General features: G+C 47.9%; 13 protein-coding genes and 1 tRNA gene. 4 read left to right on the top strand and 10 right to left on the bottom strand.

Annotated elements, in window-relative coordinates; translation table 11 throughout:
• Positions 1-84 precede the first annotated feature (84 nt).
• The 10 genes from BMY75_RS12135 to BMY75_RS12090 all read right to left on the bottom strand — a co-directional run bounded on the left by BMY75_RS12135 (position 85) and on the right by BMY75_RS12090 (position 14,890).
• Positions 85-3,117 (bottom strand): ABC transporter ATP-binding protein/permease, encoded by a 3,033-nt coding sequence (locus BMY75_RS12135; RefSeq protein ID WP_074834135.1) that lies wholly within the window; start codon positions 3,115-3,117, stop codon positions 85-87.
• Positions 3,118-3,120: 3 nt separating this feature from the next.
• On the bottom strand, positions 3,121-3,597 hold the full coding sequence (locus BMY75_RS12130; protein ID WP_074834134.1) for a MarR family winged helix-turn-helix transcriptional regulator: 477 nt from the start codon (positions 3,595-3,597) through the stop codon (positions 3,121-3,123).
• A 175-nt stretch (positions 3,598-3,772) separates the two neighbouring features.
• Positions 3,773-7,120, bottom strand: coding sequence for a DUF4132 domain-containing protein (locus tag BMY75_RS12125; RefSeq protein ID WP_074834133.1), 3,348 nt, complete (start codon positions 7,118-7,120; stop codon positions 3,773-3,775).
• Between the two features lie 18 nt (positions 7,121-7,138).
• A complete protein-coding gene (locus BMY75_RS12120) occupies positions 7,139-8,956 on the bottom strand; it encodes an SWIM zinc finger family protein (protein WP_074834132.1) in 1,818 nt (605 codons plus the stop codon).
• 4 nt (positions 8,957-8,960) lie between these two features.
• The gene (locus BMY75_RS12115) at positions 8,961-10,112 is read right to left on the bottom strand and encodes a VWA domain-containing protein (RefSeq protein WP_074834131.1); all 1,152 of its coding nucleotides are present in this window, start codon (positions 10,110-10,112) and stop codon (positions 8,961-8,963) included.
• Positions 10,109-12,526, bottom strand: coding sequence for a DUF5682 family protein (locus BMY75_RS12110; protein WP_074834130.1), 2,418 nt, complete (start codon positions 12,524-12,526; stop codon positions 10,109-10,111). Before BMY75_RS12110 ends, BMY75_RS12115 begins: the two co-directional genes overlap by 4 nt.
• The gene (locus BMY75_RS12105) at positions 12,487-13,593 is read right to left on the bottom strand and encodes an ATP-binding protein (RefSeq protein ID WP_074834129.1); all 1,107 of its coding nucleotides are present in this window, start codon (positions 13,591-13,593) and stop codon (positions 12,487-12,489) included. Before BMY75_RS12105 ends, BMY75_RS12110 begins: the two co-directional genes overlap by 40 nt.
• Positions 13,594-13,778: 185 nt before the next feature.
• A complete protein-coding gene (locus BMY75_RS12100) occupies positions 13,779-14,030 on the bottom strand; it encodes a DUF6171 family protein (RefSeq protein ID WP_074834128.1) in 252 nt (83 codons plus the stop codon).
• A gap of 68 nt (positions 14,031-14,098) precedes the next feature.
• Positions 14,099-14,174 (bottom strand) — tRNA-Pro (locus tag BMY75_RS12095).
• Positions 14,175-14,620: 446 nt separating this feature from the next.
• A complete protein-coding gene (locus BMY75_RS12090; RefSeq protein WP_074834127.1) occupies positions 14,621-14,890 on the bottom strand; it encodes a helix-turn-helix domain-containing protein in 270 nt (89 codons plus the stop codon).
• Positions 14,891-15,065: 175 nt separating this feature from the next.
• Between BMY75_RS12090 and BMY75_RS12085 the strand changes: the two genes are divergently transcribed.
• The 4 genes from BMY75_RS12085 to BMY75_RS12070 are packed head-to-tail and all read left to right on the top strand — an operon-like array spanning position 15,066 to position 16,097.
• Positions 15,066-15,392 carry a hypothetical protein gene (locus tag BMY75_RS12085; RefSeq protein WP_074834126.1) on the top strand — a complete coding sequence of 109 codons (327 nt, stop codon included), beginning with the start codon at positions 15,066-15,068 and terminating at the stop codon, positions 15,390-15,392.
• A gap of 14 nt (positions 15,393-15,406) precedes the next feature.
• A complete protein-coding gene (locus BMY75_RS12080; protein WP_074834125.1) occupies positions 15,407-15,622 on the top strand; it encodes a hypothetical protein in 216 nt (71 codons plus the stop codon).
• Complete coding sequence (locus BMY75_RS12075) at positions 15,609-15,818, top strand: hypothetical protein (RefSeq protein ID WP_074834124.1); 210 nt, start codon at positions 15,609-15,611, stop codon at positions 15,816-15,818. The genes BMY75_RS12080 and BMY75_RS12075 overlap by 14 nt, the downstream gene beginning before the upstream one ends.
• A gap of 57 nt (positions 15,819-15,875) precedes the next feature.
• Positions 15,876-16,097, top strand: coding sequence for a hypothetical protein (locus BMY75_RS12070; protein WP_074834123.1), 222 nt, complete (start codon positions 15,876-15,878; stop codon positions 16,095-16,097).
• Positions 16,098-16,175 lie beyond the last annotated feature (78 nt).

The following is a 16,175-nucleotide window of genomic DNA, read 5'->3' as shown; positions in this document are numbered from 1 at the left end:
AATTTCCCCGGGAACGATACAATATCGTCCCGGGATTTTTATACGCAAAAAGGAGCTGTCCGCCAAGGAACAGCTCCATAGCTTTTATTCTGTTCTGAGTGCAATAACAGGGTCTTTCTTCGCCGCGATACGTGACGGGAACAGACCTGCAAGCAGAGTGAGAACAATGCTTATCGCAACCAGTATGACCGCTGCCGCAACGGGTATCGATGCCCTCATGGGTACGGTGGTAAGGTGTGCGATTATCATGTTGATGGGTATGGTCAGCAGGTAGGAAAGACCTACGCCAAGCACGCCCGCTACAAATCCGACTATCACAGTCTCGGCATTGAATACACGGGAGATATCGCGCTTTGAAGCACCTATGCTTCGCAGTATGCCTATCTCCTTCGTTCTTTCGAGAACAGAGATGTAAGTAATTATGCCTATCATGATAGATGATACTATCAGTGAGATAGCTACAAATGCTATCAGCACATAGCTTATTGCATTGATGATGGATGTCACTGAGGACATCATTTTGCCAACGATGTCGGTGTACTCTATCTTTGATGATTCATCTGCTTCTTTGTTGTATTCGTCGATTATCTCAACTATGCGCTCCTTAGCGGCGAAATCCTTGGGGTAGATATTGATACCGCTGGGACTTTCAAGTGTAGCATAACCCAGTGTGAGCATATTGGCATCATAGGTGGAAGTTGAATACTTTCCGCTGTTTGCCAGAGCCTCTGCGTTATCCTTTGCAGACTCGGTTATCATGTTCTGCATCATTTCCAGCTGCTCATCTGTCAGGCTTGCAAGGAACTCTTTCTGCTGGTCGGTGAGACCGCCCATGATACTTCCGCTGCCGCCGTTCTGCAAAGCGCTCATATCCAGTCCCGACATAGCATCCATGCCCATATTTGTGAGGTCGGACATCTGCTGCTGTGTACCGCCCTGAGCCATCAGCGCAGCAGCTTCTTCCTCGGTCATACCCTCGGGAAGCTGACCTGCCATAAGTGCGGCAAGCTGTTCATCGGTGAGCTGAGCCTGCTGTGCAGAAGCAGGAACTTCGGAAGGCATCTGAGACATCAGCGCTGCGAAATCCTCATCGCTCATGCCCTCGGGCTTCTGACCCTGCATCAGAGCCGCTTTCTGTTCATCGGTAAGTCCAGCCATAAGGTCGGTCTTGTCAACCTGAGTGCTGTCAGCAGTTTCAGCAGAGGTGGGATTCTCCTCGTTGGTGTTTTCGTCCTCTGGCTCGGGATTTTCCGGCTTGAATTTAAGACCTGTGAAAACATCTATATCGGGAGAAGCCTGCTGGTCTTTAACTATCTCGCTGTTCTTAACTTCGTTAACGAGATACTCCATAAGCTCGTGCTTATAAGCGATACCGCCGTTGAGAGAAGTTGCAGTAGCGTCCTCATTGGGTCGGATGATACCAACAACGCTGACTTTAAGACCGTTGTTAACAACATCAGTCATGTAAGCTTCGTCCTCTTTCATGTCCTCCCAGATGCCGTCCTTTTTGCGGTAAAGATCAGTGGAAGGAACTACCATGAAATCAAGGTCAAGGAGTTCATCATAGGTATAGCTGTGCTGCTCGTTTTTGAGCTTTACATCTTCGCCCATAACTGCACGGCGTACTATACCGTTTATCTCTGATGGGTCGAGAAGACCCAGAGAGTAGAGGATATAATCGTTTATCTCGTTGTGCTTGTCGATTATCAGCACTACCTCTTGGTAGTTTTCGGGCATACGTCCTGCAACTACATCGTACTGGGCATTGATAAGGTCGTCATTTTCAAGCATCTCCGACCATACATCCATACTGCCCATGCCCATTGAACTGCTCATGGACATTCCCATCATCTGGGTATCGCTGAGGTAGCCCATATCAAGAAGCACCTGAGAGGGGTTTACCTGATAAACGCCGTCGGAAGTATCAGCCTTGAAAACATTCAGCTTGGTAGCGTAGCTGTACTTGATATCAGTGGTCAGGCTCTTTATCTCATCATTGCTGTCAAGGAAAGTCTTGAACTTTTCAAGGTCGTTGACCTTGGTCTCCTGCATCAGAGTATTTATCATCTGTGCCATCTGATTCTGTGAATATACCTTATCCATATCGTGGTCGGGCTCAGCATCGCGGGCTTCAGCCATGGTATCCATTATCTCGCTGAGACTGGTGGTAGTCTTTTCGATAGTCAGCGGGAATGTGGACAGGGTATCCGACTGCACCTGATCAATATAGATCTGCACACCGTTGGATATTGAAAGTATCAGTGCGATACCGATAATACCTATGGAACCCGCAAAGGAAGTCAGCAGAGTCCTCGCCTTTTTGGTCATCAGGTTATTGCGGCTGAGGGAGAGTGCGGTAAGGAAATTCATTGAAGTTTTCAGCTTTTTGCGCTCTGCCTTTTTCTCGGAAGCAGACTTTTTATCAGCCTTTATATTCGCTTTGAACGGGTCGGTATCATCGGTAACCTTACCGTCAAGAAGCCTGATTATACGCGATGAATACTGCTCGGCAAGCTCAGGGTTATGGGTTACCATGATTATCAGCTTGTTCTTGGAGATCTTTTTGAGTATCTCCATTATCTGTACGCTGGTCTCGGTATCCAGTGCACCTGTGGGTTCATCGGCAAGCAGGATATCGGGGTCGTTTACAAGTGCTCTCGCAATAGCCACACGCTGCATCTGTCCGCCTGACATCTGGTTGGGCTTTTTGTTCAGCTGGTCGCCCAGACCCACCTGTTCAAGGGCTTCCACCGCACGTTTTCTTCTTTCGCCCTTGGATACACCCGAAAGAGTCAGTGCAAGCTCAACGTTTGCAAGCACTGTCTGGTGGGGTATCAGGTTGTAGCTCTGGAATACGAAGCCTATGGAGTGATTTCGGTAGCTGTCCCAGTCGGCATCTTTGAAATCCTTGGTTGACTTGCCGTTGATATTCAGGTCACCAGAGGTATACCTGTCAAGTCCGCCGATGATGTTCAGCAAAGTGGTCTTGCCGCAGCCCGACTGTCCCAGTATGGAAACAAATTCGTTCTCACGGAAATCGATGCTGACACCGCGGAGGGCATTGACCTTGCTGTCACCGACCTCGTAATCCTTGGTGATGTTATTCAAACTTAACATACATTACTTTCCCTTCTCTAATTTAACACTTTCTAGCTCTCCGGCATATTCGTCGAGATTGTTTATAAGTTTACAGCTGACCTCATAGAAAGTTTTAAGGTCTTCCTTCGGGATATCCTTTGAAACTTCCGAAGATATCTTCAGAAATTCCGCCGAAAGCATATCACCGAGTATTTTTCCCTTTTCGCTGGGGATATAGCGCATACCGCGCTGTTTGTCCTTATCCTCGGGGTTTCGGATTATATATCCGTCATTCTGCATATCCGTCAGCATTCTGGAGATAAGCGCTTTATCATAGCAGGACATCTCTTTCAGCTCAGTGGCAGAACATCCGCCCTCGGTACCGTTGATGATACCTAAGCATACCGCCGATGACATATTCAGTTCCTTTGATGCGGGGATACAGGAATATATCCTGGCAAAATAATGACCCTTCTGTATCATCAGCCCCGCCAGATTTTCCAGCAGCGACCTGTCCAATCTATCGCCCCTTTCTGTACAAAAGTCAAATAAGTTGATTTCTCAACCTATCGTGAAGTATAGCACATTTAAGTTGATTTGTCAACAACGCAAACGTTTGCGTTTGTGAATTCTATGTAAATAATATGCAAAAAGTCCGACAACATTCACAAAGGCTGTCGGACTTATGATAGTATTATTCTTCTTCGTTAGTGCCTAAAACGGCAGTCAGCTGCATTATAAGCTCGCTGAAATATCTGTCGCCAACCTCGCCGACTTTTATCGGTGTTGAACGGTAGTGGTCTGCATTGGGGCGGTGGAGTTCAAGTTTTTCAATGGTGACATCTTCGCCCTCGAAATCGTAGTTGACTATGCTTGCGCCTGAGAAAGCAAGCTCGGCATGGACACCCTTGTTTACGGTGGTACCGTCGGGCAGGTTCTCGCGGCTGCTGATATCATCACGCCAGAAGTAGTAGAAGAATCCTGCGTCCTCGGCGTAACCCTTATACCAGCCTATCTTGGTAAGTTTGCCGATAAGAGACAGGCTATTGAGTTCAACGCCCTCAAAGCGGAGTATCTCAGTGGATTCTCTTTCCTCGTCGGTCATGGTATAGATCTTTCTGTCCAGCTGTGGGAAAGGCTGTTCGATCTCGTAATCGGAGAGCTGTTCTTTCCATGCTTCTATGTCATCCTTGGTGAGTTCCAGCGGGTGTACAAGACCTATCTGACCGTTCTCGGGGAGTTCTGTCTCATCGTCATCTACTGTATTGAAGCTACCCTCTTCGGTATAACGGAATGACTGGGTCAGCTTGCCGTCAGCATCGTAAAGTCCCCAGATAAGACCTGTTGCAAAACCGTGCATAACTGCGTTCTTTACAAACAGAGCTTTCCAGCCATCTATCGACCATTTTCTGTCGTTCATCAGTACACTTTCAAGGCGGGCTTTCTGGTTAGTGGCAACGGTTTTCAGCTGCTTTTTCATCTCCTTGAAATCTGCGGCTGCGTTTGCTGCCTTTTCAGCATCGTCATTTGCACCGGGCTTGGGCAGATTCTTTACCTGTTTATCGCCGCAGAATATCTCAAGGGTATTGCCTGTGCCAAGGTATACCTTGAACTGACGGGGACCGAAGTCGAACTCGCGGCACATATTTTCATCAAAGCCCAGGTCGGGTACTATCTTATCAGCAAGTTCCTCGGTGGTAAGACCAAGTTCCATTGCTGCGTTGCTGAGAGCGTCTGCCGCTGCGGAGCGAACCATCTTGTTTTTGAACTTGCGTGACATACCGTCAACATTCATTAGAGCTGTGGTGCTTCCGCTGAGTGCCATAGCGCGTACAGCCTCGGAAGCGATAGCGCCTCTTGAATTTTCGCCCCACTGCTTGATGTACTGCATGAATATATCCACCATGGCTTCACCGCCATGGATAGCCGCGAAATAGAGCACCCACTTTGTCTTTGCCTGTGCGCCAAGGTCTACCCATTTGCCGAAAACGTTCTGGGCAAAGGTGTTGAGTTCACGGGTGTTTAGGTTCTCAGCAAGATTATTTGCGGCGGCGCTGACACCAAGTTCGCTCATATTAGCGTAGCAGAGCAGCATAGCTTCAAGATACTTCTGCTCCACCTCACTGCCGTCAGCATTATGTACGGAGTAATTACAGCCCTCAAATGCCCACGCGACTTTCTTCGCCTTGCCGCCCTTGGTCAGTTCCTCAACGGTATCAACCGCGGATAGTGGTGCGCCGCCTGCGGTGTCTCCCGATACAGCTGCGCCTATAAGTACAGCTATCTTGTCCTTTATCTTTGCGGATTTCTCCTTTTCAAATGCGGCTTCAAGAGCTTCCTTATATTCGGCACTTCCCTGTCTTTCAATAGATGCCAGAGCAAGTTCACGGGCGGAAGCTTTTTTGTTTGAGAGAAGTGCGATGATATCATCTTTCCACGCGGGCTGACTGCCAAGTATCTTGGCGAGGGCTGTCTTAACTGCCTTGCTGCTGTCATCAGCAGAAGCAAACAGCTTATCCTTGAACATCTCGGGTTCTGAACCATATGCCAGAACGCCTATCTGTCTGGCAATAGCAGAAAGCGTTGAAAGCTCTGTTTTGAGCAGGAGGTCTTTGTGCTTGGCGGCTTCGGCGGCGGTTTTGGCGATAGTTTCGTATTTCTTGGAGTACATATTATCGATATAATCGCCTGTACAGCTGAGGATAGCATTCATGGGCAGACCTGCCTTTACAAGGCAGTCAAAACCTTCACTTACATTTCTGCCATAGTCGAGACCTGTTGCCCTCTCGGTGAACCACGACTTGCTGTAGCCTGCGTTAACAGTCATTTCGGCTGCATAAAAACGGCAGAAGAAATCGTCTGCACCAACATCATGGAAATAGTCAAAAGTATCGCTCATGCCCCTTGAAGTGGGAGCATCCATCATTTTATCCAGAACTTCCTCGATGGGCTTGTTACCTTTGATATACTCGATGATATCGGTGGCATCATCGCGGTGGGTGTTGCTTACTATGGTCAGAGCCTTTTCACGAACAGCACTGAGTACATCGGGACAGGACAGACCGTTGGCTTTCAGCATTTCAGCCATATTTTTGGCAGCTCCTACGCTAACATCGTGGAGCATGGTATTGGTGAAAACATCGGTATGCTCTTTAAGCATATATTCAAGATGAGAGCGCAGTTCAGGCACACTATGCTTTTCGGCGAGAAATCTGAGGTATCCGCCTTTGATAGCGGCAGGTTCTTTATCCAGAGAATCGAGGAATTTAGGGCAGAAGTGGCGCAGAGCGAAATCCGGGAGATTTTTCACCTCATATTTACAACGCTCTGAGAATTTAGCCTTTCCCATGTCAGAAAAGCGCAGACACTCACCCAGCAGGACGGTATACTCCCAGCCCTCGGAGTTACGGACGGGCTTTGGGATATTCAGCGATGCCGCATAGTTTACTATTTTCTTTATGAGTACTGCATCCTCTTTCTCATCTGCTTTATCGAGAGCCATTGCATACATTACCCTTGCGACCCAGTCGTTTGTTTCGCATACCAAGTCGGCAATAGCGGCTATCTCGTTAGCGGTGCGTCCTTCTGCCACGAATTTGCTTTCATTCGCCCTTAGTATGGCGAATATGGAAGCACCTGCTGTCGCCCAGAGCTTTGCAGTTGCATCACCGACCCAGGGTGTAAGGCATTCAAGCAGTACATCGTAGTATTTGACCGATTCATAGCTGTTTACAACATCCATCATATTTGCCACACAGCTTGCGCCGAATGCCGCCCAGAGGAAGCACACAAACCTGCTTTTCAGTTCAGCGTCATGGGGACGGAGTATCGATTTTTTTATTGCCAGTGAGTAATTGGTAAATGATGTTATACTTTTTCCGTAGGCGGATGTCATCTTTACTTTTTCAAGCAGGCTGTCATCACGGGGAGAATCCATATCCATATACTTAACGAATATATCCTCGTTGCTTTTTATCATGCCCCTCTCACTCAGGTAAGAGGCAAGCTTTGCCATGCTTTCAGAAACATCACCGTAGATCATTTTAAAATCTCCTTTCGTTTATTGGTCTAGTTCACGAATATCATCGGGCTGCATACGCGACAATGCGCTGATTGTCTGCAGCCTCTGTTCACCTGTTTTGATATAGGCTGAGAGCTTTTCCATGCTCAACAGCATTTCTCTTGCATCACCGCCTGTGCTGTGGCGGAATGCTGATGCGCCCTCTATCACTTTTCCTGCCAGTTCTGCAAGACCTTTCATGCCGCAGTTATTTGCATATTTTACCAGCTTGTCCTCATCGCGTATCTCGGAACGAAGTCCGCAGTGCAGGATAGCGCTCATCATTTCCCTGAGTTTTGAAAACAGGTTCAGCAGAGTTTCCGCGTAGCCTGCATAGGCTGCTGCGCCCTCGTATTTTTCGGGGAGAGTATAGCCGCTGCACTCAAAAGGTACGATGAAATCGTATATCTCTATGGGGAAGAGAGTGAGCTCTCCGTCTTCGATACCTGCCACCGCAAGCAGTGTGAAGCAGGTGTCCTTATCGCTGAGCATACGCTTGCCTATCTTTTCAAGGGTCTCGATGAAAGACTTGGTCTCGGCGCGGAATTTCGCCTTGATATTTATTCGGCAGCCGTTAACGTCCTCGATCTCCATTATGAACTGCTGATCGTACTTATCATAGCGCTGACTAAGGCAGGCGGTGGGTCTTACAAAGAATATCCTGTCTGTTTCAATGTCGCCCGCTTCGTCAAGGGCAGCAGCTATCTCCCTGAAATCGTCCTTGATAAGGTCGTAGACCTCGGGGGAATTCAGGCTGACCTTTGACTTGTTCATGACCTTGGTCTCAGCGGAAGTTGATAGTTTATCGTCGCTTATCTTTGCGTTATAAAGCACCAGACTGTTCTTCATCACCGATTTAAGGGGCACAGCAAGATCCCATGGGCAGACCGATGGAGTTCGGCGGCGCTTTTTTTCGTTCTCGTAAAAAACAGGTCTTAGGTCGGACACGGTAAGGAAGTTCCTGCCCGATGTTTTATTTACGTCAAGGAAGTAGTATATCTCCCCCACATAATCGCCGATATCCACATCGCGGGCACCTACGGGCATGAGAGAAAGCTCGCCGTCAAGGGTGGAATACTTTCTTTTGAACTCGCCTAGGTCATCTTCGGTGAGCTTTTTTTCTTCAAGCTCACGGAGAAGCTCATCGCATTTCATGAGCCTTTCGGTGAATTTGCTCAGGTCAAAAGCTGCGCGGCGCTCGGTATAATCCGATAGCCTGCCGCCTATCTCACGCATTATTTTTTCTGCCGCGGCGGCTTTTACGCTGTGGCATCTCACGGCGGCGGCTTCGATCCTTGCGGGCATATCTGCGGGGGTGCGCACAAGTCCGTCGGCGAGGATATCTGCCAGAAGTCCTCTGCAAAGTTCAGAACAGGCACGTACTTTAGCTGTGTCCTTTTCAGAGAGATAAACCGTTTCGGGTTCTGTTGGTACAGGCTCGTCAGCGGGTACTTCTGCGCTCTCGGCGGAAATTTCCTCTGCCGTGTTTTCAGCCGCAGGAGTTTCCTGCTCGGGTTCGGGAGCGGCGGCTTCATCGGCAGGGATCACGCCTTTCATCACCACGAGAGCGCCCACGATATGTCTGCAAACGGCTCTTGACGGACAAGTGCAGGTGCTCTTATCAAGAGGCGATTTAATGGTTACAGTCTCGCCGCCGAAATCAAGAACTATGCTGTCATCGTTCTCGGTAAAGTCAGCGGGGGCACCCTCAGCGTCCTTGCAGGCACGTTTATATGTGCCTTTGTTGGCAAGGCTCACAAGGGTATCCTCGTCGGCAGAAGCTATTAGTTTTCGTATTTCTTTAACTGCGTCTGTCAAGCTTTCACCCCCCGCTGAATATCCTGCCTACGTAATCCCCCAGCTGGTCGGGGGTAAGAGCGCCCACGAAAGCGCCCATATCTGCCAGCCGCTGACCTAAGTTCCTGTCGAATGCGGCATTTGCGTTTTCATCCAAAGCGGTAAGGTAGCTGAGCTTCGCACCGCTGGTTATTATATTCCTGCTGACGTTCATCAGCGTATTTACCGGTCCACCCTCGTAGAGGTCTGTCACGCATATCACAACTGTCTGTGCGGGAGCAGTTATCAGCTTTTCGCAGTAGCACATCGCCTTGCCGATATCAGTACCGCCCCCAAGCTGTACGCTCATCAGTACTTCGGCAGGGTCTTCTGCCTGACCCGTGAGGTCAACTATATTGGTATCAAATATCACAAGCTTGACCTCGGCAAAAGGCAGTTTTGAGATTATCTGCGCCATTACTGCGCTGTATATCACCGAGCCCACCATGGAGCCGCTTTCGTCAACGGCAATGATGACTGTCTTGTTGCTGTACCTTTTCACGCGGTTCGAGAAGTATATCTCTTTCAGCATGAGCTGTCCGCTCTCACTGTCATAGTTTTTGAGATTGCGACGGATAGTCTTTTTGAAATCCAGATTTCGCGCCGTATGCACGGGGCTGGAGCTGTTGCGGTCAATCCTGCCGAGTATGGACTGTCTGACGCTGTTTTCCAGCTTTTCACGGAGCTCATCTGCTACCTTGGCGGCTATGCGCTTTGCTGTTTCAAGGACTTCGCCTTTCATCAGGTGGCGCAGCTGCATGATGGTCTTTAACAAGTCCATATTAGGTGTCATCTTTTCCAGAACTTCCTTATCGGTGAGAAGCTCGGTCAAGTGGAATTCATCGAGGGCGTGCTTTTCCAGAACGTCTGCTGTTTTGTTCGGGAAAAGCTCACGGACTTTGTTTATCCACTTAGCGGCACTGAGGGTTGAATCTCCCCTCCCCCCCGATCTGCTGCCATCTTCGCGGACATCTTCACCCGATGAACGGCTGTAGAGGTAATCCAGAAGGTCTTCCATATCAGCAAAGGCGCGGAGTTCTGAGGGAGTACCCGAAAATTCAAGGTCACGGTCAGACTGACTGCCCAGAACCAGCCTCCAGCGGTTCACCGAAAGTTCTCTGCGTTCATCTTCCGTCACTGCACCTCACCTCCATTCAGCCGTGCTGTTATAAGGCTGTCGAGCTTTTTACCGAACTCGAATAAGCCCTCGTCTATGGTATCTCCATATATGATATCCTTGTCCTTAACGCCGTGTATGCCTGCCACTGCCTTTGCTATGGACTGTATCTCCGATGGCGTGAAATATGAGAAAGCAAGGCGCATTGAGGGCAGTATCTCAAGGTAGTCTTCCCTTTCAAAGCCTGTTATCAACTCGTCTGTCATGTATAGGAAAGAGTCATCGGCTAGGACGATATCCCCTGCGGTGCAGAACAAGCCTTTGAGGTAATCCGCACCCTGCATACGAACCTTTTCGGAGCCTTGCAGGAAGCCCCGCATAGCATCCTCAGCGGCGCTTCTGCGGGAAGGCTCGAGGGCATATAGCAGACCCATAGCCGCGCCGTAGACTTCGGGGTTTTTGTCCTTGGATCCCACAAGAGTAAGCAGAGCACCTTCAAGAGTCTCCCGCCAGTTTTCAAGCATACTTCCTGTCAGGCTGTACATCAGGCGCATAACATCTACCACGTCAGAGGATGTTTCTTTGGGAGAATTTGCCATTGATGGCAGTGCGGGTATAAGTCTTGACATACATTTTTCAAGGCAGTCGAAAGAAGAACTGTCCTCAAATTCGTACAACTTTTGCAGGTCGCACAGTCTGGCAAAGCAGCGCAGACCCTCGCCGATGGAGAAGAAATCGCCGTCTTCGGAAACTATATCGTACAGCAGTTCTTTCTGGTGACCTGTGAGGGGTATGCCCATGAGGAAACAGTCGATGGCAGTCTGTGCCGCGTCCTGACATCTGCGGTGCTCGGTGAGAGCACGTGCCGCAAGATTGGTGCAGGCTTCTTCAATTGTGAAGCCGTCAGTGGTGTGGTCAATAAGTGCGGCATCCACCTGTGGAGTTCGACGGTATTTCCACAACTCACGCACACGGCTCCTGTCCTTGCCGCGTTTCAGGTCGGGACCTTTTGTGAGGGTGGCAAAGCCTGTATCAAGGTAGGTTATCCTGTGCATAAAGCGGCTGAGGTTCTGACCTCTTTCCCCCAGGAAAAGGGGTACATCTGCTTCCTGCGGGATAACGCTGGCGTATTTCAGCTTGAAGCTTTCACACTGCTTTTCAAAATCTGACACAAGGGGCGGAACATGGGTCTTATCGCCGATATGACCGATGCCGTCTCCTGTTGCCAGGCGCTTCATGATATCAAGAGGCATGGCGGAAGATATGGTTTTTTCGCCCTTGATGAACGCCGAAGTGATACCGTCAGCAAGCTCGGAGATACCACACTGGCTCACATTTCTAAGTGCCGCAAGACCGTTCATAACAGTCTGGGCAGAGGTGATATCAGCGATAGATATAGCGATATCCTTTTTGGAGCTTTCCTTGGCTGTCTTGATAAGAAGTTCAAGGGTGGCATCGTTATAAACATTTGCGGGGTCAGAGCCGTTCACGATGCGCTTCATTATCCTGTCATAGAACCCGGGAAAGCTCATACCCGAAGCATAGCCGTGAAGTGCGTCTGCGGCTTCGTAGGAATATGCTGTTGGGAAAGAACCCTGAATATCGGGGGTCATTTTGTGGAGCTTTTCAGCTTTGAATTTCCCCGATTTAAGAAGCTTTGCAAGACCAAGGCTGTGAAGTCCGCCTGTGACCACAAGAACTTTTTCACCTTTGTCAAGAGCTTCTTTTATGCGTAGAGCCATGTGACGCTCACGGGCAAGGGTACCGTCTGCTTCAAGCTCGGATTCCTTTTCCTGTGCGCGGGTCAGTACGCAATAGGTGTGCATATTTTTGCAGAATTCGGCAGGGGTAAGTTTAAGACCCTCGATCTCAAAATACTTTTCCCAGAACTCCTCAAAATTGCGTATGCCTGTTTTCTCGCAGAGCTTTTTGTAGAACTGCGAGCGGATAAGGCGGGTGTCATCGGTATAGCTGTGCTTTTCGCTCTCGGTGCGCAGACCTTTGCCTTTTGCGGTGTTGATAAGTATCTCGCAATATGGCAGATCGATGAATGCAACGCGTATGCCTTTAGCCGCAGCGGCGGCAAGAGCATTGAATTCAGGGGATGAATAGAGGAACGGGTAGTAGCACTTGTAATCCTCTGCGTCCTCGCTGACAAGCTTCTTTTTGTCCTTGTAGAAGTAGTAAAATGCGGCAGGAAGTTCAGTGCGTTCATCGGTCAGCACGGGTATAAGGTCATTGGCATTTTCGGGACCTTCCACCAGTATCGCAGTGGGCGAGAATTCTTCCACTGCACGAAGAAGCTGATATGAACACACAGGGCTGTGGTGCCTTACAGGAAAAAGCAGAAGATCCCCAGAAGTATCATATTTTAAAAGCTCCCCTGCTTCACCTGTTATCTCAGCAAAGAGGCTGTCTTTGAATATTCCTTCCATGCGCCACCAACCTTTTTCGCTTTCTCCTTAACTGCTGTTCTGAAATATGCTTTCAGCTTTTCCAGATCGTCCTTATTCTCCTTGCACACCGCCCCGAGAAGATTCTCGGTGAGTATGCCAAGGTCGGCTGTACCGTCGCCGTAATACCAAGCGTGGCTGATAGTCTGATAATAAACGGACACAGCTTCTGCGGTACTCATAACAGCGGCAGGTTTTTCCACCACTGTTCCCTCGGCTGTTTTGCCCTCGCGGAGTTCATGGTAGGTAACTGCCAGAAGCTCCGCAACATCAGTATCTACAGGACAATCGATATGGCCTGCCTTAGCCATGTTTTCGGCTTCACGGATAATGATCTCCTTTTCAAGGCTGACATCGCTGACAGGCTCTACAGTCTCGAAGTTGAAACGTCTTTTGAGAGCGCCTGACATTTCGTTAACGCCTTTATCGCGGGTGTTTGCGGTGCCTATTATATTGAAGCCGCGTTTCGCCTGAACAAGACCCTCATCGCCAAGTTCTGGGATGTTAAGAATCTGGTCACTCATTACGGAGATTAGGCTGTCCTGTATCTCAGCGGGGGTACGGGTTATCTCCTCAAATCGGGCGAAGATGCCTTTTTCCATGCCCACAAGTAAGGGAGACGGAACAAGCGCTTCACGGCATGGACCCTTTGCAAGGAGCAGGGCGTAATTCCAGCTGTACTTTATCATATCCTCGGTAGTACCCGCGGTGCCCTGAACGGTGTTGGTGCTGACTCCGCAGCAGGCTGCTGAAAGAAGTTCTGAGAGCATGGTCTTTGCTGTACCGGGTTCGCCCACCAGCATAAGACCTCTGCTGCCCGCAAGGGTGATGATGCATCTTTCAACAAGAGCATCATTGCCGTAGAATTTGCGGGGTATCTTAACCTTTCCCTCGGGGGTATCAACTTCCCCGCCGAGTATGAAAGTGCGTACTGCTTTAGGTGAAAGCAGCCAGTTTTCGGGCTTTTTACCCTTATCATTATCCCGCAGAATCTTCAGCTGATCGGCATATCTGATCTCCACGGGTGGCTTTATAAAGTTCTGTTCCATAAGGCTTATCCTCCTTAGTCGTTCACGAAATATCCATGCATTGATTATACCATATTTATTTTCAGATTACAACAGATTTTTATAAAAAATGAAATGCAGTACAACTTTCTGTACTAAAAAGAAATGTTCGTGGCAATAAAAAACTGCTCTCCGCAAAAATAGAGAACAGTTAAAAAGCTATTTATTTACCAGTATTTTCCTTCCCCAGGACAGCTTTGTTCGGGTTTCAGCGCACGGAGTTCAACATAACACCCGCACACAGCACACATACCGTTCATCAGCTGGTCGCACTGTTTACAGAGTTCAAGGCGGCGCTGATATTCTTCCTCGCCGACCCGCTTATCCTCGGGTACGGCGGCGATGTACTCCATCAGTTTTTCGGTATATGCATCGCGGTCGATATCCGCAAGCAGACATTTTTTGCAGATTATTTTCATGGTGACCTCCGTATGTTCTTCAGTCTGATGATATATAAAAAAGACCGCCCATATGAACGGTCTTTTACTGGTCGGAGTGACGGGACTTGAACCCACGGCCTCTACCACCCCAAGGTAGCGCGCTACCACCTGCGCCACACCCCGACGAATCGTTTATATTTAAGTAGTTGAATCGAGGTGACGTGATTTGAACACGCGACTTCTACGTCCCGAACGTGTTCCGTTCATTGGCTGATTGACTATTAAGTTGTTCTGCTCCCGCCTGCTCCAGCTCCTGCCGTCTGCCCCTGCTCTTGTCTGAATGCTCATTTCCCTGCTCCGCAGGTAGCATACTTTTCCTTTCTTTGCTCCATTAGCACATACAGTATTATGTCATTGAAATCTTGCGGAATGTGTAAAATCGTGGAGCTTGCGGAACGAATTTACACAGCTCCGCGAGAATTCAATGTCATAATACGGTATACTCACAGGGGCAAAGGAAGAAAAGCGCAGCACTTTGTGCTCTCGGCTTTGGTCGCTGTTCTTCGTTGCATTATCGCGGGAATAACGGTTATTTCACCGTCTTGCGGTGTTTTGATGTGACAAATATATCACTTATTGTTTATATTGATGTTTTGGGTGCTGTTATCATGTGATGATATGTTGTAATTGTTAGTATATGTTTCTCTTTCTATTCCTAGTATTTCATCAGCAGATACATTGTATATTTTACATAATTCTGCGAAAATGTCTAAGTCTGGGTTAGCATTACCGTTTTCATATTTTGAAATATTACTACGAGAAGTATTTAATAATTCTGCTACTTTTTCTTGGGATAGTTTAGCTTTTTTTCTCGCTTCTTTTAAGCGTTTAGCTATCATTTATTTCACCTCTTTGTTCTAGTTTAGCACATTTTCATAAATTTGTCTGTTCGATTTTGGAACATATTGCTATTGACTTAATTAACGAAATATGATATTCTTTAATTGTTCCAAAACGGAACATTTTGATATAAGCCACGCGGAAAAGGCAAGAACCGCAGAAAGGATTTTAATTATGGCAAACACAAACACAAAAATAGTCGGTTGGACTAAGAAAAAGGCATTTGACGGCGTTATCGATGGCAGACACATTACAAGTCCTGAAAAGATAGTTTTTCATATCGAAACATCTAATGTTCAGGGTCATCACGGTGTTGCAGTTGATACCCTCAAAGTTAACATTGATAGCCCTATGGCACACAATGGTGACGAATTCATGCTCAACGGTCTTATCGGCAGTTATATCCGCCTTGACTATCAGATCATCAACGGCAGACCTCAGCTTATTGATATTACCGTTGTATCGCAGGACGGCACACCCCTGAAAACAGATAAAAAGTAAAGGGGGTCTGTATCATGGATTCCTTTGTTGCTTGGGGTCAAGCCTATGGCTTGTATGTAACGATTGCTTTGCTTGTCGGTATGTATATCGTTCAAAGCATTGAAAACTCGCGTTTAAAACGTAACCTCGGCATTATGCGTAACGAGAGAACGTTTTATAAATCTCATTATATCGCTCTCGGGGGTGATAAAGATTATAAATATGATGACCCTCACAGTGAACGAAAATGAGGAGATAGTAAGCGAAGAGATAACAACAGACGAACTTACTTCTTCTGATATGGATACGCTTGTTTCCATCGATAAACACCTAGAGAATATAGATAAAGGTGTTTCCGTGATATGTGTAGTTCTTATTTTAACTGTTGTCTGGTTAGGGGCTTGGACAGTAGTTAGTAAATGGTTTTTCGGCGGTGTCGGTTTCTAACTCGTACTGCACCGAACTGCCTAGAACATATAATTAAATAAAGAAAGGAGATTGCAAATGTTTGGTCTTATGTCTGCGGGTGCGATTGTAGCCGATGAGGTTTCACCCTCTCTTCCTAGTGATACTCTTATCACTTGGGCTACTTCTAACGGTGAAAGTCTGAATCAGGTTCTTGCAACTATTGCGGGTCTTACTCCTGCTCTGCTCCCTGTTGCGGTCGGCTGTATTGCTTTCCGTAAAGGTATCGGCTTCCTGTTCTCTATCCTGCGCGGTGCGTAATTCGTGTTGCGTAAAGTTTCCATTGTTTTCGGGGTATGCTTTCCGCATATCCCGACTTTTTTTGAAAGTTGGTGAATT

The sequence above is a fragment of the Hominimerdicola alba genome, from assembly GCF_900109655.1.
Taxonomy (GTDB): Bacteria; Bacillota; Clostridia; order Oscillospirales; family Ruminococcaceae; genus Hominimerdicola; species Hominimerdicola alba_B.
Note: the sequence above shows the minus strand (reverse complement) of the source record. Positions and strands in the feature narration are given on the sequence as shown.